The organism is Pseudophaeobacter sp. TrK17, assembly GCF_042192375.1.
Lineage (GTDB): Bacteria > Pseudomonadota > Alphaproteobacteria > Rhodobacterales > Rhodobacteraceae > Pseudophaeobacter.
In genome coordinates, this window is record NZ_CP071700.1 from 3,910,340 (window position 1) to 3,928,715 (window position 18,376).

Consider the following 18,376-nt stretch of genomic DNA (forward strand, 5'->3'; position numbering starts at 1 on the left):
TTTGTTTCCGCTTTGTTTCCCGTTAGACTTAGTCAGTCTGGCGCAAAACGTCCAGAAAGGCGGGCAAGAATCTCTCGGCCCGGCGCTCGCCTAACAACAGGGTTATGCCGCGCTCATCCTCTGGCCGCATTTGGGTCAGTTTCGCCAGCAGGGCCGCCGGGCAGCTCAGCGGTTTCAGGGTGCCGCAATCGCCCCGGATCAACTGGGTCTGTGCTTCCATCAAGGCATCATAGGTCGAGCCCGCCCCGGCCCGATTGGCCAGCTTGCGCCGCTGGGGGTGCAGCTGCTCCACCGCGCCGGTGATCACCTCAAGGAACTCGTCCCCATAGCGGTCCAGCTTTTTGGCGCCGACTCCCCCGATCCGCGCCATCTGGTCCAGGGTGGCGGGGCGGGTTTCAGCCATCTCGATCAGGGTTTTGTCGTTGAACACCACATAGGCCGGCACTTTTTGCGCCTCCGCCAGGGCGCGGCGCTTGGCCTTCAGCGCCGACAGCAGCGGCGCGTCTTCTTCCGAGACCAGCATCTTGACCGCAGGACGGCGCTCCGCCGATTTGATGGTATCCTTGCGCAGGGAGATCTGCGCCTCGCCTTTCAGCACTGGCAGGGCGGCCTCGGTCATGCGCAGGGCACCGTGGCGTTCGGGGTCGGGACGCACCAGATCATGGCCCATCATTTGCCGGAACACCGCCTGCCACTGGCGCTTGCTGTATTCCTTGCCGCAGCCAAAGACCGACAGGTCACTATGGCCCTTTTCCCGCACCCGGTCGGTTTCATTGCCATACAGAATGTCAATAAGATGCCCGGCACCATAGGTTTCATTGGTCCGCAGGATCGCCGAAAGCGCCTTGCGCACCGCTGTGGTGCCATCAAAGACCTCCACCGGCGTGTCGCAAAGATCGCAGTTGCCGCAGGGCGCAGCCTCTTCCTCGAAATATCCCAGCAATGTCTGACGGCGGCAGGTCAGCGCCTCGGCCAGCCCCAAAAGCGCGTTGAGCCGCCCATGGTCTGCGGCGCGGCGCTCGGGCGGGGCGAGGCCTTCGTCGATCTGGCTGCGGCGCAGGCGGATGTCATCTGATCCAAACAGGGTGAGGGTCTCTGCCGGGGCGCCATCACGGCCCGCGCGGCCAATTTCCTGATAATAGGACTCGATTGATTTGGGCAGATCCGCATGGGCCACCCAGCGGATGTCAGGTTTATCAATGCCCATGCCAAAGGCCACGGTGGCCACCACGATCAGCCCATCTTCGCGGGCAAAGCGCGTTTCCACATCGCGGCGCTCCCCGGCCTCCATGCCGCCATGATAGTGGCAGGCCGCATGACCGGCATCGCGCAGGGCGCGGGCCAGGTCTTCGGTCTTGGCGCGGGTGCCGCAGTAGACAATGCCGGACTGCCCTTTGCGCGCCGCTGCAAACTCAAGGATCTGCCGTCGCGGGCCATCCTTGGCGGCAAAGGCCAGGTGAATATTGGGCCGGTCAAAACCGCGCAAGAAGCTGCGCGGGGTCTGGCCGTCAAACAGCTTGCGCACGATTTCTTCGCGGGTCTCGGAATCGGCGGTGGCGGTAAAGGCGGCCAGGGGCACGTCCAGCGCCTGACGCAGCTCACCGATGCGCAGATAATCCGGGCGGAAATCATGGCCCCACTGGCTGACGCAATGGGCCTCATCCACCGCGATGAGACTGACATTGATACGATGCAACATATTCAGCGTCGAGCCCGAGGCCAGACGTTCGGGCGCCATATACAAGAGCTTCAGCTCGCCCGCTTCGATGGACTGCCAGACCGCTTCGGTCTCTTCCTCGGTATTGCCAGAGGTCAGCGCCCCTGCGGTAACGCCGACCGCCTGCAGGGCGCGCACCTGATCGCGCATCAGGGCAATCAGCGGCGAGATCACCACGGTGATGCCGACCCGTTGCAGCGCGGGCAGCTGAAAACACAGTGATTTGCCGCCCCCCGTGGGCATGATCGCCAGCACGTTTTCCCCGCGCGTCACCGCATCAACGATCTCTTCCTGACCGGGACGAAAAGCGTCAAAGCCAAAAATCTCACGCAGGAGCGGACTAGCGGTGCTTTCCGGCTCGGGGATCGCTGGCGCGGCTGTCATGGAGTGGGACCTCGTTGGGGGCGGCTGCTCTGATTTGAGCGCTACAATCCCACAGGTCGATTCGGGCGACAAGAGCAAGGGGCAAAGCTTTATGCCTCACCCCTCGACTTTTACGCGCGTCAATCGCTGAAAACCGCCCTCAGCGTCAGCAGTGCTGCCCAGCCAAGCGGCGGGGCAACGACCTGACGGACAGCGCCCGGACTATAAGAAATAGACCATGTTGTTCTGGATGATGATACGCAGCGCATAGACCGCAATCAGCACCACCAGCGGCGCCAGATCAATGCCGCTCATATTGGGCAGAATACGGCGCACCGGATCATAGAGCGGCTCAAGAATGCGCTGCAACATGTACCAGATCTGGCCAACCAGTTGCTGTTGCAGGTTCAGCACCTGGAAATTGATCAGCCAGCTCATGATCACATGGGCGATGATGAAGAACCAGACGATGTCCAGGATCAGCAGCAGAATTTGGAACAGAGAGAGCATTCTTTACCTCTTTGGAATAGCAGCCCTACAGGTAAGCAGCCCTGTGCCCATGTGCAAGGCTTCCGCGAGGTTGCGGTTGACCATTGGTTAATCGGTGGCAAGAGGGGCACAATGCGCAAAGAAAGTAATGCCGATGTTTCCCATTGTCCGCCTGATCAAAGACCTGCTCAAGGCGCGCCGTATGGCGCCGCTGGCTCTGACCGAGACCCATGTCTCCAGCCATATCTGCTGGCCCTGGGATCTGGATTTCTGGCTGGAGCTGAACAATGGCCGCGCCATGACGCTGTATGATCTGGGGCGCACCATGCTGGCGCAACGGGTTGGCTTGATCACCACCCTGCGGCAAAATCGCTGGGGCATGACCGTGGCCGGTACCACTGTGCGGTTTCGCCAGCGCATTCGCGGCTTTGAACGGTTTGAGATGCGCAGCCGGGCCGTGGCCTGGGATGATAAGTTCATCTACCTGGAACAGAGCATGTGGAAAAAGGACGGCACCTGCGCCAGCCACGTGATGCTGCGCACCGCGCTGACCGACAAAAACGGCATCGTGCCCCCTGCCCGCGTGCTCAAGGCCATGGGCCATCCTGACCTGCCCAGCCTGGAAATGCCCGACTGGATTGACGCCTGGCGCGCGGCGGACGCGCAACGTCCCTGGCCGCCCATGCAAGATCCCCTTGCCTAGGGACCTAAGTGCCTGTCTTATCGCAGATAACAAATCGGTGAGCACAGGCAGGAACACATGAGCAATATTTCATCGCGCAAGCGTATTTGGGGCTGGTGGTTCTTTGACTGGGCCAGCCAGCCCTATCACACCCTGCTGGTCACCTTTGTCTTTGGCCCCTTCTTTGCCGCTGTGGCTGCCAATTACTATTTGGGAGAGGGCCTGGCCCCAGAAGCCGCCAAGGCCCAGGCGCAGACCATGTGGTCGATTGGGATGACCGTAACCGGGTTGATGATCGGCTTTGGCGCGCCTTTCATCGGCGCATTGGCGGATATTTCCGGACGCAAACGGCCCTGGCTGATCGGCTTTTCGCTGATGTATGCGCTCGGCGCCTGGGGGATCTGGTATTCAGATCCAGCCGGCAGCAACCTGTGGTGGATGTTGGTGACCTTTGGCTTTGGCTTCATCGGTGCGGAATTTGCCCTGATCTTTGCCAATTCGCAACTGCCCAGCCTCGGCGACAAGGATGATGTCGGAGCCATCTCCGGTTCTGGCTTTGCCTTTGGCTACCTTGGCGGCGTTCTGGCCCTGTTCATCATGCTGCTGCTGTTTGTTGAACAGGGCAGCGGCAAAACCCTGATCGGGCTGGACCCGGTCCTGGGGCTGGATGCTGAAACCCGCGAGGGCACCCGCGCCGTCGGGCCGTTCACCGCCCTGTGGTTCATTCTCTTCATGGTGCCCTATTTTCTCTGGGTCAAAGATGACGCCCGCACCGGCAAGCGGGGCACCCTGGGACAGGCCATCTCTTTGGTAATCGCTTCCGTCAAGGCGCTGCGCTATCGCGGCAGTCTGGCCCGCTATCTGGGGTCATCGATGCTCTACCGGGATGCGCTGAACGGGCTTTATGGCTTTGGCGGCGTCTATGCCAGCCTGGTGCTGGACTGGGAAATCACCAGTATCGGCATCTTTGGCGTCATATCTGCAATTGCCGCCGCAGCCTTTAGCTGGGTCGGCGGTATGGCCGACAAACGGTTTGGCCCCAAACCCGTGATCGTCGCCGCGATTCTGGTGCTGACGCTGGTCTGCCTAACCGTGGTAAACATGTCGCGTGAGGCGCTGTTTGGCATCGAGCTGGCGACGGGCTCCAAGCTACCGGACGCTATCTTCTTTGGCTGCGGCATGCTGATCGGTGGTTTCGGCGGAATCTTGCAGGCCGCCAGCCGCAGCCTGATGGTGCGTCATACCAACCCTGCAAAGGCAACCGAGAGCTTTGGGCTCTATGGTTTGTCCGGGCGCGCCACCGCCTTTTTGGCGCCTGGGCTAATTGGGGTTGCCACAACCCTGACAGGTAGCGCACGATTAGGCATTAGCCCGGTGATTTTTCTGTTTATCCTCGGATTGATCGTATTGTACCGGGTCAAGGCAGAAGGAGATCAGGTTTGAGACTGCTTGTAGCGAGTTTTTGTTTCATCTTTGCAGCGCTCAGTGGCGCCAGCGCCGCCACCCCGGCCAAGCAGCTGTTTGGTGCCAAGGATAGCGGATCGCAACAGGCGCCGGCCCCCTATGGATCCTACGCCAAGGGCTGCGTTGCCGGCGCGGTGCAGCTGCCGGAAACCGGCGCCACCTGGCAGGCCATGCGGCTGAGCCGCAACCGCAACTGGGGCCATCCCGAAACCATCAGCTTTATCGAAAAGCTCAGCAAATTTGCCGCACGTCAGCCCGGCTGGAACGGGCTCTATATTGGCGATATCAGCCAGCCCCGTGGTGGCCCGATGCTGTCTGGGCACCGCAGCCATCAGGTGGGGCTGGATATTGATATCTGGATGCGCCCGGCGAACAAGCTGACCTACAGCCGGGCCCAGCGCGAAAAGATCTCCTCTATCTCGATGCGGCGCAACAACGGCGCCTATGTGAATTCAGACTGGACCCGCGCCCATCACGAGATCATCAAGGCCGCAGCACAGGACAAACGGGTGGCGCGGATTTTTGTCTTCCCCGGCGCCAAGGTGCAGATGTGCAAGGACGCCAAGGGCGACCGGCGCTGGCTGCGCAAAATCCGTCCCTGGTGGGGACACCATTACCATTTCCATGTGCGTCTGGCCTGCCCCAGGGGCGCCCGAGGCTGTGTTGATCAGGATCGCCCACCACGCGGTGACGGCTGTGACGCTGCACAAAAATGGGTCAATGATATCTTGAGCCCTCCGCCGCCAAAACCGGCAGACCCAAATGCTCCGGCCCCCAAACCCCGCCGCGAATACACCCTGACGGACCTGCCCAAACAATGCGCCGCCGTTTTGCAATCTAACTGAGCATAAACACCATGAAGCGTAAGAAACTGGTCGGTGGCCTTGTTCTGGCCTCCGGCCTCATTGCAGCGGCGGCAGCCTTTGCCGCGGCCCAGCTTGATCGGTTGGAAAACGCCGCTCAGTTTGCAGGCAGCTATACATGGCGGGCAAGCCCCGATTGGTTTGGGGGGTTCTCCGGGATTGAGCTCTCGGCGGATGGGGCGCAGATGGTGGTTCTCAGTGATCGCGCCCATGTGGCCCGTGCCGATATCCATCGACAGGACGGCGAGATCTCAGAGATCACCCTGCGCAGTGCCCAACATCTGCGCACCTCCAAGGGGCGACAGCTTTTGGGTCGGATCATGGACAGCGAAGGCCTGGCCCTGGCGCCGGATGGCTCGCTCTATATTTCCTTCGAAGGACTGTCCCGGGTGGTGCATCACCAAACCGAGGCCAGCCGTGCCCGTGTCCTGCCCCGCCCTAATGAGTTTCGCGGCTTACCACTGAACAAATCCCTGGAGGCCCTGGCCATCGACCCCCAGGGGCGGCTGTACACCCTGCCCGAAAACGCGCTGAACGCAGATGGGGAGATCCCTGTCTGGCGCTGGAATGGCAGCCAATGGAGCCAGCCCTTCACCCTGCCTCGACGGGGAGGTTTCTTGCCTGTTGGTGCCGATTTTGGCCCCGACGGCCGTTTCTATCTGCTGGAACGCAACTTTGTCTTTATCGGTTTTCGCAGCCGCTTGCGCCGCTGGGATATCACCGAACAGGGCGCGATAAACGAAGTCACCCTGCTGGAAAGCAGCACCGGGGTGCATGACAACCTCGAAGGTTTGTCCGTCTGGCGCGACGCCAAAGGCCTGTTGCGCGCCACCATGGTGTCGGACGACAACTTCAAAGCCCTGCAACGCACCGAACTGGTGGAATACACCCTGCCAGAGTGATGGGAAATAGGTTTTTCTTTGCTCTCGCAGCGTTTGTCATTTACGGGCTATTTGCCCTGCGCATGAGCGAAAAGCCCCCGCTGGTGCGCTTGCAACAGTGCTCGAACAAGAGCTGCAGCCATTGATGGAAGGCGCAAGCAAGACGATCATCGGGGAAACGAACCCCTTGTTCTATGAAACCATATGCACATCTTTGGCCGCAAAAATCATCATTTCACAATCTGCAGGTTTTTTGGAAGAACTGTCCAAACTGTTCGAACTGGACATCCAGTTTATCTGCCCGGAACCACAGCCGATAGTTCAGTCAGCCTCTGTTACGCCCGCATAGCTTGATCAAAGGCGGTCTAAACTGATTTGGCTGCGCCCGTCGCAATTGGCAAAACACTTGCCAACGGCCTCCAACACAGCTAGGTGAGCCCGTCTTCCGCACAAGCTGCGGAACAAGTCGCCGCGACCTTGTATAAAAAACGGAACTGAAAAATGAATCGTTCTCATCTACCTGGCATTCTTGCCATGGCTGCCGTTGTGGTGGCCTCCAATATCCTGGTGCAATTCCTGTTTGGCCAATGGCTGACCTGGGGCGCCTTTACCTATCCAATTGCCTTTCTCATCACTGATGTGATGAACCGCGTCTATGGCGCCGGGCCTGCCCGTCGTGTGGTCTTTGTGGGCTTTGTGGTTGGCGTTGTCTGTTCGCTCATTGGCACCCAGATCATGGGCGAGTTTGGCCCGCTCGTGACCCTGCGCATCGCGCTTGGGTCCGGACTTGCCTTCCTCACGGCGCAGCTGCTCGACGTGTCGATCTTTGCCGCCCTGCGGAGCGGCAAATGGTGGCGCGCGCCGCTGGCCTCCACGCTTGTGGGCTCCTCGGTGGATACCGTCATCTTCTTTACCATCGCCTTTTCCGGCGCGCTGACCTGGATCGAGCCGGCCAATGACGTCTCCTGGGCTGGTGAAATGCTGCCGCTTTTGGGCGCAGGCCCCATGGCGCCGCTGTGGGTTTCTCTGGCCCTGGCTGACTGGCTGGTGAAACTTTCGCTGGCACTGCTGGCGCTGGTGCCTTTCCGCATGATCGTCACCCACCTGACGGCAAAGCCCGCCTAAGGCACACGCCAATACAACAGTCTCGGCAAAAGGCCGTGGTCCAGCGGACTGCGGCCTTTTCCATTTTCGCCAACCACGTTACATCCGCCCCATGTTGCATATCACAAATGATATAGCGCTGCAGGACTGGGAACTGTCCGAGAGCTTCATGCGCGCCTCGGGGCCCGGCGGGCAGAACGTCAACAAGGTGGCCACCGCAGTCGAGCTGCGGTTCGAGGCCGCCCGCAGCCCTGCGCTCACCCCGGCGGTGAAATCCCGACTCAAACGTCTCGCAGGTCGGCGCTGGACCAAAGAGGGCGCGATTCTGATGCAATGCGACGAGACCCGCTCGCAACTGCGCAACCGCGAGCTGGTGCGGGACCGCCTGGCCGAGCTCATCCGCAAGGCCCTGGTGGCGCCAAAACGTCGTATAGCGACCAAACCAACGCGCGGATCGGTGAAACGACGGCTTGACAGCAAGAAACAGCGCAGCGCAGTCAAATCAATGCGCGGAAAAATCACTCCAGAGTGATCCTAGCGATTGCACCCGGCCGTCACCTTGGCCATGTTTGCCGCAAATGGATTTGAAGGAGATCATTATGCGGCTTGCAGGAAAATGCGCCATTGTGACTGGCGGCGCTTCTGGCTTTGGCCTTGGCATCGTTGATAAATTCCTGGCCGAAGGGGCCAGGGTGATGATTGCTGACATCAATGGTGACAGCGCCTCTGCGCTGGCCGCCGAACGCGGCGACGCGGCGCTGGCCCAGCAGGTCGACGTTGCCAATGCGGCCTCTGTGAAGGCCATGGCCGAGGCCGCGATTGCCGGTTTTGGCAAGGTCGATATTCTGATCAACAACGCCGGGGTCACCCATCTGCCCACACCGCTGGACGAGGTGAGCGAGGAAGACTTTGACCGGGTGTACAATGTGAACATGAAATCGGTCTATCTGACCGCCCGCGCCCTGGTGCCGCATATGAAAACCAATGGCAGCGGCGCCATCCTCAACGTGGCCTCAACCGCCGGGGTTTCCCCCCGGGCAAACCTCAACTGGTACAATGCCTCCAAGGGCTGGATGATCACCGCGACCAAGACCATGGCGGTTGAACTGGCCCCCAAGGGCATCCGCGTCAATGCCATCAACCCAGTGGCCGGCGAGACACCTTTGTTGCAGTCCTTCATGGGCGAAGACACCCCGGAAGTGCGCGCCAAATTCCTGTCCACCATCCCCATCGGGCGTTTTTCCACCCCCGAGGACATGGGCAATGCCGCCTGCTATCTGTGCTCTGACGAGGCCAGCATGGTGACAGGCGTCGCCATGGAAGTCGACGGCGGCCGCTGTATATGAAGACCATCAACCTGACAGAAAAACTGGCGCTGTTTGACAGCCACTGGGATCCAAAGGTCATTGCTGACTACAATGACAACGAAATCATGGTGGTCAAATTCCAAGGCGCCTTTCCCTTTCATCTGCACGAAGACACCGATGATTTCTTCCTGGTGTTAGAGGGCGAGATGGTGATGGAGATCGAAGGCGGCGCGGCGCATGTCGTCAAAGCCGGGGAGCTGTTTGTGGTGCCCAAAGGCGTCACCCACCGCCCCCGGGCCCAGGCGGAATGCAAGGTTTTGCTGATCGAACCCAAGGGCGAGCCAAACTCCGGCGATGCCAGCACAGCGGCCGCCAAAAACCGGATCTAGCGCCACAGCGCAGAGCAGATCCCTGAAAGCCGGCGCAGCCTGTTTGCGCCGGATCAAAGACCCAATCAAAATAGCATCTAAAAAGGGGGGGAATTGTGCCCCGCCCTTTGCCTTGGAACAGGAGATCATAAGATGATGCATCCCTTTGGAAACCAGGCCTCTGGTAACAATGCCTCAGGTCATCTGGCACCATGAAACCTGGACCCAAAAACCTGATCACCGATGTCCCTGGCCTCATGGTCGGCAATGCCAGTGATGCGGCACTGAAATCCGGCACCACGGTTTTGCTGGCAAGCGAACCGCTGACCGCCTCGGTGCATGTCATGGGGGGCGCGCCGGGCACCCGCGAAACAGATCTGCTGGCACCGGATAAATCCGTGGCCAAGATCGACGCCCTGGTTCTGTCGGGCGGGTCTGCCTTTGGGCTGGATGCCTGTTCCGGTGTCGTGGACGGGCTGCGCGATCAGGGGCGTGGCTTTACCCTGGGGCCTGCACTCATTCCACTGGTGCCCGGCGCCATCCTGTTTGACCTGCTGAACGGCGGCGACAAGGACTGGCAGGACAACCCCTATCGCGCCTTGGGTCGTGCCGCTTTTGAGGATGTCTCAGGCGATTTCTCCCTTGGCTCCCATGGGGCTGGCACCGGCGCGCTGACCGCGATGGTCAAAGGCGGGCTTGGCTCTGCCTCTTTTGTGCTGGACAGTGGCGTGACTGTTGGCGCGCTGGTTGCTGCCAATCCGATGGGCAGCGTCACCACCCCCGGAGATCGCCATTTCTGGGCCGCACCTTTTGAGGTCGACGGGGAATTTGGCGGGCTCGGCCCTGACAGCGCAGTGGGGCTGGGACGCAGTCTCGACAGTCGCAAAATGCAGGCCATGCGCGCTCTTGCGGCCGATAACGACCTGCCCTCGGAGCGTGGCAATACCACCATTGCCATCGTCGCCACCGATGCAGCCCTGACCAAGGCTGAATGCCAGCGCATGGCCACTGCGGCCCATGACGGTATTGGCCGAGCCACCGTTCCGGCCCATGCGCCAGGAGACGGCGACCTGGTCTTTGCCGCCAGCACTGGCGGCCGGACACTCGCCTCTGCAGAGGCTGAGCTGGGCGAGATCGGTCATGCTGCCGCGCTCTGTCTCAGTCGCGCCATTGCACGGGCGGTCTACTGCGCCACACCAGCGGAAAATGACCTGCTGCCCTGCTGGAGCTCCACCCAAATCTGAAACCGCAGATGCGGCAGATTCGCCCGTTGACACTCAGCGCCAACAAGCGCCGTATTCTATCAAAGCCAACTCAAACCGGAGCAAGCCTATGAAACCTATCCTAACCGCAGCCATTCTTGGCCTTCTGGCCGCACCCGCTTTCGCCGAAGGCGACGCAGCCAAAGGCGAAAAGGCCTTTAACAAATGCAAATCCTGCCACACCATCGTCTCTGACACCGGCGAGAAAATCGTCAAGGGTGGCAAAACCGGCCCGAATCTCTGGGGTGTTGTTGGCCGCACGGCCGGCACCTACGAAGGGTTTAGATACGGCAAGGATCTGGTTGCCGCCGGCGAAGGTGGCCTGGTCTGGGATCTTGCAAGCTTTGAGGCCTACACCCAAGATCCCCGTGGCTTCCTGCGCGAGCACCTGGACGACGGCAAGGCTAAGTCAAAAATGTCGTACAAGCTGAAAAAAGGTGCCGAAGACATCTATGCCTTCCTGGCCCAGTTCAGCCCGGCCGCCGAAGAGCCAGCCGAAGATGCCGCAGCCAGCGAAGACGCGGCCTCCGAGTAATCTGCCGCTTGTGTATCAGGCCTTTTGGCCCGCTGTGGCGGGCCGGGACCAGATGTGACTGCCTGAAACTTAGGCATTAAAGGCCGCGACCGCAGGGGCGCGGCCTTTCGCGTAGTTGCTTTGCTCTGCGACCCGCGTTAGCCATTGCAGGCTGCGTGATGGCGGCACACTGATTACGGATCCGGAATGCCCCATTTGATCCCGGCCTGGGTGAACGGCGAACTGACACCGGTAGAGAAGCTCCTGGCGCATGAACAGGGGCTCAAGCACAAGGCTGTCTCGGTGTTTGTGGTCAAGGGTGTCAAAATTCTGATGCAACGCCGCGCCCTGGGGAAATATCACACGCCTGGGCTCTGGGCCAATACCTGCTGCACCCATCCCATGTGGGAGGAAAGCTCCTCGGCCTGCGCGGTCCGGCGGATGCAGCAAGAGCTGGGCATCAGAGGGCTGTACCCTGAGTTTCGCCATCAGTTGGAATATCGGGCCGATGTGGGCCATGGGATGGTGGAACATGAGGTGGTGGATGTGTTTCTCGCCCATGCGCACCGGCCACTGACTCCGGTTGCCAACCCCGATGAGGTGATGGAGACCCGCTGGATGGACTACCATGACCTGCTGGCAGAGGTGCAGCGTCACCCGGAACGTTTCACCCCCTGGCTAAAGATTTACCTGCACAAATACGCCGATATCATCTTTGGCCCCGATCTGATCATCGCCTCCAAGACCTGATCCTGAGCGCGCCATTTTGCCCCAGATGCCGGTCGTGATCCGGCTTGTTTCCCCTTGCCCTTTAACCGGGCTCTATGGTTCTGTGCCGTCAAATATTGGGAGGCACAGTTATCATGTCAGTTCTTATTGCCGGTGGCGGTATCGCCGGGCTTAGCCTGGGTTTGACGCTGCATCAGATTGGGGTGCCGTTTCACATCTACGAAGCCGCCGCTGAACTGCGCCCCATGGGGGTTGGTATCAACCTGCAACCCAACGCCGTACGCGAACTGTTTGACCTTGGCCTGGAGGCGGAGCTGGAAGAGATCGGCATCCGCACCCGGCAGCTGGGGTTTTATTCGAAACTCGGCAAGACAATCTGGGAAGAGCCGCGCGGGCTTGAGGCGGGCTACGCCTGGCCGCAGTACTCGGTACATCGCGGCGCCTTGCAAATGATGCTGTACCAGGCGCTGGTGGCACGGGCGGGCGGCGACTGCATCACCACCGATGCGCGCGCCGTGGGGTTTGAACAGACCGCGACCGGTGCAGATCTGCTGTTTGCGGACGGGTCTCGTCAAAGCGGTACGCTGGTTATTGCAGCAGACGGCATTCATTCCGCCCTGCGCGCGCAGATGTACCCCGAGGAAGGCGCGCCGATCTGGAATGGCCGGATCCTGTGGCGCGCCACCACCCAGGGCACGCCCTGGAAGGGCGAGGCCTCCATGGCGATGATCGGTCACGACAGCCTGCGCATGGTGGCCTATCCGATCTCCCGCCCCGACGCTGATGGGCGCGCCACCCTCAACTGGATCGCGGAAAAAAGCTTTGACCCCTCCGCGCCCTGGAAGAAAGAGGATTGGAACCGCGCCGCCGATATCAATGACTTTGTTGCCGAGTTCGAAGACTGGCAGTTTGACTGGATTGATGTGCCAGGCCTCATTCGCGGGGCCGAGGTGGTCTATGAATACCCGATGGTGGATCGCGACCCGCTGCCACAATGGAGTTTTGGCGCCGTGACCTTGATGGGAGACGCCGCGCATCCGACCTATCCTGTTGGCTCCAACGGCGCCAGCCAGGCCATCATTGACGCGCGGATCATCGGCGCATCTTTCCTGTCCCATGGCCTCACCTCAGACGCGCTTGCCGCCTTTGAGGCCGAGGTGCGCCCCCTGGCAACAGGCATCGGCAAGACCAACCGCGCCGGCAAGGGGCCGGATGGGGTCTTGCAGCAGGTCGAAGATCTCTGCGGTGGCGATTTTGCCAGTATCAATGAGGTCATCCCACAGGCCGAGCTTGCCGCCCATGCTGCGCGCTACAAATCCATTGCAGGCTTTTCGATAGAGGAACTGAATGCCCGCCCGGCAACGATCAAAGCAGGGGCACGGCTGACCAGCTAACGGGGGGCTCCCGCCCGTCATCAGGCCCTTTGAGCCCTCTTCCCGTTGGGCCCAGCGCCGTGCTGACGCACGGCGGGCGCTCTGCAATTCCTGCTGCAGCTATCGCAACCGCGCCGCGCGACAGCGCGGCGCCGGGCCCAACACCGCCAGGGGCTTTCGGCGCCAGCCGATGACCCGCGGGGGCGGGAGCCCCCCCCTTGCCCCTTGGTGATCCGAAAATTGTGTAGCTGATACAGGGCAGCAAACGGGTTTCTTAAACGCCAATGACGGCCTGCACTGCCCGTTGCCAGCGGCCATAGGCCGCGTCGCGCTGCGCTGGGGCCATTTGAGGCGTGAACTTGCGATCCAGCGCCCAGGTTGCAGCAAAACCGGCCTGATCCGGGTAGATCCCGGCCTGCATACCAGCCAGCCAGCCCGCCCCCAGAACCGTTGTCTCCTGCATCTTGGGACGATCCACAGCGGCCCCCAACAGGTCCGACAGGCTTTGCATCGTCCAGTCGCTGGCGCTCATACCGCCATCAACCCGCAGGGTCACATGGGTTTCTTCCGGCCAGTCGGCCCGCATCGCCTCCCACAGGTCCCGCGTCTGATAGGCCACGCTTTGCAGCGCCGCGCGGGCCATTTCAGCTGGGCCAGTGCCCCGTGTCAGACCAAAGACCGCGCCGCGACATTCTGGTTGCCAATAGGGCGCGCCCAGCCCGGTAAAGGCGGGCACCAACAGCACATCCTGTTCGGGGTCCGCCTGCCGGGCCAATGCCCCAGACTGGGCGGCATCCTCAAGCAGCCCCAATCCATCCCGCAGCCACTGCACCGCAGCGCCGGCAATAAAGATGGACCCCTCCAGCGCATAGGTGGGCTTGCCGCCCAGCTGATAGGCCACGGTGGTCAGCAGACGATTGTGCGACACAACCGGTGTTTCGCCCGTGTTCAGCAGCGCAAAACACCCGGTTCCATAGGTGGACTTCATCATCCCCGGCGCAAAACAGGCCTGACCAATACCCGCCGCCTGCTGATCGCCAGCAACGCCCAGAATAGGCACTGCCTCGCCCAGAATCTCAGGCACCGTGATGCCAAAATCTGCCGCGCAGTCCTTCACCTCTGGCAGCATCGCCATGGGCACCTGCAGCAGGCCGCAGATCTCTTCGCTCCAGGCCCCTTCGCGAATGTCATAGAGCATGGTGCGTGACGCATTGGTGGCATCGGTCACATGGGAGGCGCCGCCCGTCAGACGCCAGATCAAAAAGCTGTCGATGGTGCCAAACAGCAGCTCCCCGCGCGCGGCGCGATCGCGGGCCTCTGGGTTCTGATCCAGAATCCAGCTGGCCTTGGTGCCGGAAAAATAGGGATCCAGCAACAGGCCGGTCTTGTGGCGGATCATATCCTCATGGCCACCGCCGCGCAAAGCCTCGCAGATCTCAACCGTGCGACGGTCCTGCCAGACGATGGCCCGGTGGAGTGGCGCACCTGTCGCCTTGTCCCAAACCGCTGTGGTTTCGCGCTGGTTGGTAATGCCGATGCCTGCCAGATCCGCAGCCGCAACCCCCGTTTCCGCCAGAACCTGTCGACAGGTTGCGACAACCGAGTCCCAGATCTCATCCAGGTCATGTTCAACCCAACCCGCCTTGGGGAAATACTGGGGAAACTCCTGCTGCGCTGTGCCCACGGCCTGCATGTCGCCGTCAAACAACACCGCCCGTGTTGACGTGGTGCCCTGATCGATTGCCAGAATATATTTCATGTCCCGCCCCTGTGATGGATCTCCTCAGGGCGGGACTTTAGCCGCAAGATGTTACCGCTGCCAGTCCCTCTTAAAGCTTTAGTTGACGAAACTGCTGAGGCGCAGGCGCAGCTCCCTAGACGGCGACATTGTCAATCAGGCGCACCCCTTCCAGCCAGGCCGCCACAAAAAGCCGCGCCGGGCGGTCGGCCCTGTCCAGAGCGCTCAGGTCTTCTGCGCAGCACAGCGACAGGTACTCCACCTCGTCAAAGCCCGCCGCCAGGATCGCCGCCTCCGCAGCCGTGCCCAGAGGGGTAAAATCACCCCCAGCAGCCAGCGCCGTCGCCAGTTTGGTCAGGATCGGATGCAGCGCCCCGGCCTGGGCCGTACCCGCAGCCGAGAGCCGCATATTGCGTGAGGACATCGCCAGACCTGAGGCCTCGCGCACGGTTGGACAGCCGACCACCTGGATTGGGATATCAAGGTCCCGCGCCATGCGCCGGACAACCAAAAGCTGCTGATAATCCTTTTCGCCAAAAAACGCCTGATGGGCGCCGGTCTGCAAAAACAGCTTGGCCACCACCGTGGCGACCCCGTCAAAATGACCAAGACGGCAGGCCCCCTCCATCTGATCGGCCACCCCGGCCACCGAAACCGTGCTGGCAAAACCATCCGGGTAGATCTGATCCGGGTCCGGCACATAGATCACGTCGACCCCGTAGGGGGCCAGCTTGATGGCATCGTCATGTTCGGTGCGCGGGTAATTGGCCAGATCTTCGGGGTTGTTGAACTGCTTGGGATTGACAAAGATCGTCACGATCACCCGGTCGCAGGCGGCCTTGGCGGCCTCCACCAGGGACAGATGCCCCGCATGGAGCGCCCCCATGGTGGGCACCACGGCGACGCGTTCACCGGCGCGAATCCAGGCGTTATGTTTGGCCCGCAACGCGGCGAGCTGGCGAATAATCGGAGCAGTCATGGCAACTGTTACCCTTTTGCAGGTGCTGTCTGGTCAGCAAAGACATGTTCAGCAGCAGGGAAGGCGCGGGCGCGCACCTCGGCTGCATAGGCGGCGATTGCGGCTTCGGCATCGACGCCCAGCGTGCCATAGCGTTTGACGAACTTTGGCTTAAAGGCGGTGAACAGCCCCAGCATGTCATCCACCACCAGAACCTGACCATCGCAGCCTGCGGAGGCTCCTATACCAATGGTGGGAATGGCAACGGCGGCGGTGATCTCATCCGCCAGGCTCTGGGGCACTTTCTCCAGCACCACGGCAAAGGCACCCGCCTCGGCCACGGCCTGCGCCCCCGCCAGCACGGCGGCCCCAGCGGCGTCGCGCCCCTGCACCTTATAGCCGCCCAGGGTATTGATCGACTGCGGCGTCAGCCCCACATGGGCCATCACCGGAATGCCGCGCGCCACCAGAAACCGGATGGTCGCAGCCATCTCGACACCGCCCTCCAGCTTGACCGCCGCCGCATTGGTTTCCCGCATCAAGCGGGCCGCATTGCGAAAGGCCTGATCGGGGCTTTCCTCGTAGGAGCCAAAAGGCATGTCGATAACCAACATGGCACGCGACAGACCACGCGCAACTGCCGCGCCATGTAGAATCATCATCTCCATGGTGACGCCCAGCGTCGAAGAAAGCCCGTGCAGAACCATGCCAACGCTGTCACCGACTAAAACAAAGTCACAATGTTGATCCATCATCTGCGCCATCGGCGTGGTATAGGCGGTCAGGCTGACAATCGGCGCTTTTCCCTTCTGAGCAAGGATATCGCTCGCGGTGATGGCAGAGGTTTGTGAGGTCGCGCTCATGTTTTTTCCCGGTTTGGTGCGGCTTTCGCACGCCTAGCAACTTACGCGACGCACCTCCAGTGGGCGAAATGTCTCGCACCCCTTGATTACCCGGCAGAAAACGGGAAACCTGCGTCCCAAGACCCCCGGCGACAGGGGATCAGACGCAACTAGGGAATTGAGAAATGACATTCAGATCAATCGTTTTTGCCGCCAGTTCAACACTGGCCCTCATGGCTGGCACTGCCTTTGCCAAGGATTCCGTCACCATCGGGATGCAGCTGGAACCACCACATCTGGACCCCACCAGCGCCGCCGCCGGGGCGATTGATCAGGTGCTGTATTCCAACGTCTTTGAAGGGCTGACCCGGTTCATGGGCGATGGCTCTGTGGTGCCTGGCCTGGCCAAAAGCTGGGAGATCTCCGCTGACGGGCTAAGCTATACGTTTCATCTGAACCAGGGTGTCACCTTCCATGACGGCACCACAATGGATGCCGAGGACGTGAAATTCTCGTTGGATCGCGCCCGCGCCGAAGACAGCACCAACGCGCAAAAGGCCCTGTTTGCCGATATCGCCAGCGTGGATGTCGTCGACCCCACCACGGTCAAAGTCACCCTGAGCAAAGCCAACGGCAACATGCTGTTCAACCTGGCCTGGGGAGACGCGGTTATCGTTGCCCCCGAAAGCATCGATGACATCAAAACCGCCCCTGTTGGTACCGGCGCCTTCAAGTTCTCCGGTTGGGTGCAGGGCGACAGCATCTCCCTGGAAAAGAACGCCGACTACTGGGGCACCCCGGCAGTGCTCGACGGTGCCACCTTCAAGTTCATTTCCGATCCCACCGCCGCCTTTGCAGCGGTCATGGCCGAAGATCTAGATGCCTTTTCCGCCTTCCCGGCGCCGGAAAACCTGCCGCAGTTTGATGCAGACCCGCGTTTTCAGGTCCTGGTCGGGTCGACCGAGGGGGAAACCATCCTGTCGACCAATAACCTGAAAGCGCCCTTTGACGATATCCGCGTGCGTCAAGCGCTGGCGCATGCGATTGACCGTCAGGCGATCATCGACGGCGCCATGTTTGGCTATGGCACCCCAATCGGCAGCCATTTTGCCCCCCATCACCCCGCCTATGTCGATCTGACCGGCCAGTCCGCCTATGATCCGGAACGCGCCAAGGCGCTGCTGGCCGAGGCCGGTCTTGCAGATGGCTTTAAAACCACCCTGCACCTGCCGCCCCCCTCCTATGCCCGTCGCGGTGGCGAAATCGTCGCCGCCCAGTTGGCACAGGTTGGCATCGAGGCCGAAATCATCAATGTGGAATGGGCCCAGTGGCTGGAAACCGTGTTCCGCGGCAAGGATTTTGGCCTCACCATCGTCAGCCATACCGAGCCAATGGACATCGGCATCTATGCCCGCCCGGACTACTACTTTCAGTATGACAATCCTGAATTCCAGGAGCTGATGACCAGCCTGAACGCAACCACAGATCCCGATCAGCGCATGGCGATGCTCAAGCAGGCGCAGGAAACCATCGCAAATGACTATGTGAACGGATACCTGTTCCAGATGGCCTCTCTCAGCGTGGCCAAGGCCGATCTACAGGGGCTTTGGGCCAATGCGCCGACCCAAGCCATCGACCTGACCGCCGTCAGCTGGGCTGACTAAGCCACCCGTTCCCCTGCCGGGCGCCGCATTTCTGGCGCCCGGCAGGCCTCAATATTTC

Annotated in this window: 19 protein-coding genes; 14 read left to right on the forward strand and 5 right to left on the reverse strand. The window is 61.1% G+C overall.

The window, feature by feature from the left end; translation table 11 throughout:
* Positions 1-28: 28 nt before the first annotated feature.
* Complete coding sequence (recQ, locus tag JZI28_RS18595) at positions 29-2,101, reverse strand: DNA helicase RecQ (protein ID WP_375698555.1); 2,073 nt, start codon at positions 2,099-2,101, stop codon at positions 29-31.
* Positions 2,102-2,302: 201 nt separating this feature from the next.
* Entirely contained in the window at positions 2,303-2,590 is a 288-nt protein-coding gene (locus JZI28_RS18600) for a YggT family protein (RefSeq protein WP_295446495.1), read from the reverse strand.
* Between the two features lie 133 nt (positions 2,591-2,723).
* On the opposite strand from JZI28_RS18600, the gene JZI28_RS18605 reads away from it, so the two are divergent.
* The 13 genes from JZI28_RS18605 to JZI28_RS18665 all read left to right on the forward strand — a co-directional run bounded on the left by JZI28_RS18605 (position 2,724) and on the right by JZI28_RS18665 (position 13,137).
* Positions 2,724-3,272 (forward strand): acyl-CoA thioesterase, encoded by a 549-nt coding sequence (locus tag JZI28_RS18605; RefSeq protein ID WP_297340500.1) that lies wholly within the window; start codon positions 2,724-2,726, stop codon positions 3,270-3,272.
* A gap of 57 nt (positions 3,273-3,329) precedes the next feature.
* Positions 3,330-4,694, forward strand: a complete 1,365-nt coding sequence (locus tag JZI28_RS18610; protein ID WP_375698556.1) for an MFS transporter — start codon at positions 3,330-3,332, stop codon at positions 4,692-4,694.
* Positions 4,691-5,560 (forward strand): penicillin-insensitive murein endopeptidase, encoded by an 870-nt coding sequence (mepA, locus tag JZI28_RS18615; protein WP_375698557.1) that lies wholly within the window; start codon positions 4,691-4,693, stop codon positions 5,558-5,560. Before JZI28_RS18610 ends, mepA begins: the two co-directional genes overlap by 4 nt.
* Positions 5,561-5,571: 11 nt before the next feature.
* Positions 5,572-6,480: an esterase-like activity of phytase family protein gene (locus JZI28_RS18620; RefSeq protein ID WP_375698558.1), complete on the forward strand. Its 909-nt coding sequence runs from the start codon at positions 5,572-5,574 to the stop codon at positions 6,478-6,480.
* A 97-nt stretch (positions 6,481-6,577) separates the two neighbouring features.
* Positions 6,578-6,808 (forward strand): hypothetical protein, encoded by a 231-nt coding sequence (locus JZI28_RS18625; RefSeq protein ID WP_375698559.1) that lies wholly within the window; start codon positions 6,578-6,580, stop codon positions 6,806-6,808.
* Between the two features lie 152 nt (positions 6,809-6,960).
* Entirely contained in the window at positions 6,961-7,584 is a 624-nt protein-coding gene (locus JZI28_RS18630) for a queuosine precursor transporter (RefSeq protein WP_295446506.1), read from the forward strand.
* Positions 7,585-7,675: 91 nt separating this feature from the next.
* Positions 7,676-8,095, forward strand: a complete 420-nt coding sequence (arfB, locus tag JZI28_RS18635) for an alternative ribosome rescue aminoacyl-tRNA hydrolase ArfB (RefSeq protein WP_295446508.1) — start codon at positions 7,676-7,678, stop codon at positions 8,093-8,095.
* A 67-nt stretch (positions 8,096-8,162) separates the two neighbouring features.
* Positions 8,163-8,909, forward strand: coding sequence for an SDR family oxidoreductase (locus JZI28_RS18640; protein ID WP_295446510.1), 747 nt, complete (start codon positions 8,163-8,165; stop codon positions 8,907-8,909).
* Positions 8,906-9,259, forward strand: coding sequence for a cupin domain-containing protein (locus JZI28_RS18645; protein WP_375698560.1), 354 nt, complete (start codon positions 8,906-8,908; stop codon positions 9,257-9,259). Before JZI28_RS18640 ends, JZI28_RS18645 begins: the two co-directional genes overlap by 4 nt.
* A gap of 191 nt (positions 9,260-9,450) precedes the next feature.
* Positions 9,451-10,482, forward strand: a complete 1,032-nt coding sequence (locus JZI28_RS18650) for a P1 family peptidase (RefSeq protein ID WP_375698561.1) — start codon at positions 9,451-9,453, stop codon at positions 10,480-10,482.
* Between the two features lie 88 nt (positions 10,483-10,570).
* Positions 10,571-11,035, forward strand: coding sequence for a cytochrome c family protein (locus tag JZI28_RS18655; protein WP_295446516.1), 465 nt, complete (start codon positions 10,571-10,573; stop codon positions 11,033-11,035).
* Positions 11,036-11,221: 186 nt separating this feature from the next.
* Positions 11,222-11,764 carry an isopentenyl-diphosphate Delta-isomerase gene (idi, locus tag JZI28_RS18660; RefSeq protein ID WP_295446518.1) on the forward strand — a complete coding sequence of 181 codons (543 nt, stop codon included), beginning with the start codon at positions 11,222-11,224 and terminating at the stop codon, positions 11,762-11,764.
* A 113-nt stretch (positions 11,765-11,877) separates the two neighbouring features.
* Positions 11,878-13,137, forward strand: a complete 1,260-nt coding sequence (locus JZI28_RS18665) for a flavin-dependent oxidoreductase (RefSeq protein ID WP_375698562.1) — start codon at positions 11,878-11,880, stop codon at positions 13,135-13,137.
* A gap of 253 nt (positions 13,138-13,390) precedes the next feature.
* Here the strand turns inward: JZI28_RS18665 and glpK are convergent, their stop codons facing one another.
* The 3 genes from glpK to panB all read right to left on the reverse strand — a co-directional run bounded on the left by glpK (position 13,391) and on the right by panB (position 16,675).
* The gene (gene glpK, locus JZI28_RS18670; RefSeq protein WP_375698563.1) at positions 13,391-14,875 is read right to left on the reverse strand and encodes a glycerol kinase GlpK; all 1,485 of its coding nucleotides are present in this window, start codon (positions 14,873-14,875) and stop codon (positions 13,391-13,393) included.
* Between the two features lie 115 nt (positions 14,876-14,990).
* Entirely contained in the window at positions 14,991-15,833 is an 843-nt protein-coding gene (gene panC / locus JZI28_RS18675) for a pantoate--beta-alanine ligase (RefSeq protein WP_375698564.1), read from the reverse strand.
* Between the two features lie 8 nt (positions 15,834-15,841).
* Positions 15,842-16,675, reverse strand: a complete 834-nt coding sequence (panB, locus tag JZI28_RS18680; RefSeq protein WP_297341403.1) for a 3-methyl-2-oxobutanoate hydroxymethyltransferase — start codon at positions 16,673-16,675, stop codon at positions 15,842-15,844.
* 164 nt (positions 16,676-16,839) lie between these two features.
* Here panB and JZI28_RS18685 point away from each other — a divergent pair, with 164 nt between their 5' ends.
* Positions 16,840-18,318, forward strand: coding sequence for an ABC transporter substrate-binding protein (locus JZI28_RS18685; protein ID WP_375698565.1), 1,479 nt, complete (start codon positions 16,840-16,842; stop codon positions 18,316-18,318).
* Positions 18,319-18,376 lie beyond the last annotated feature (58 nt).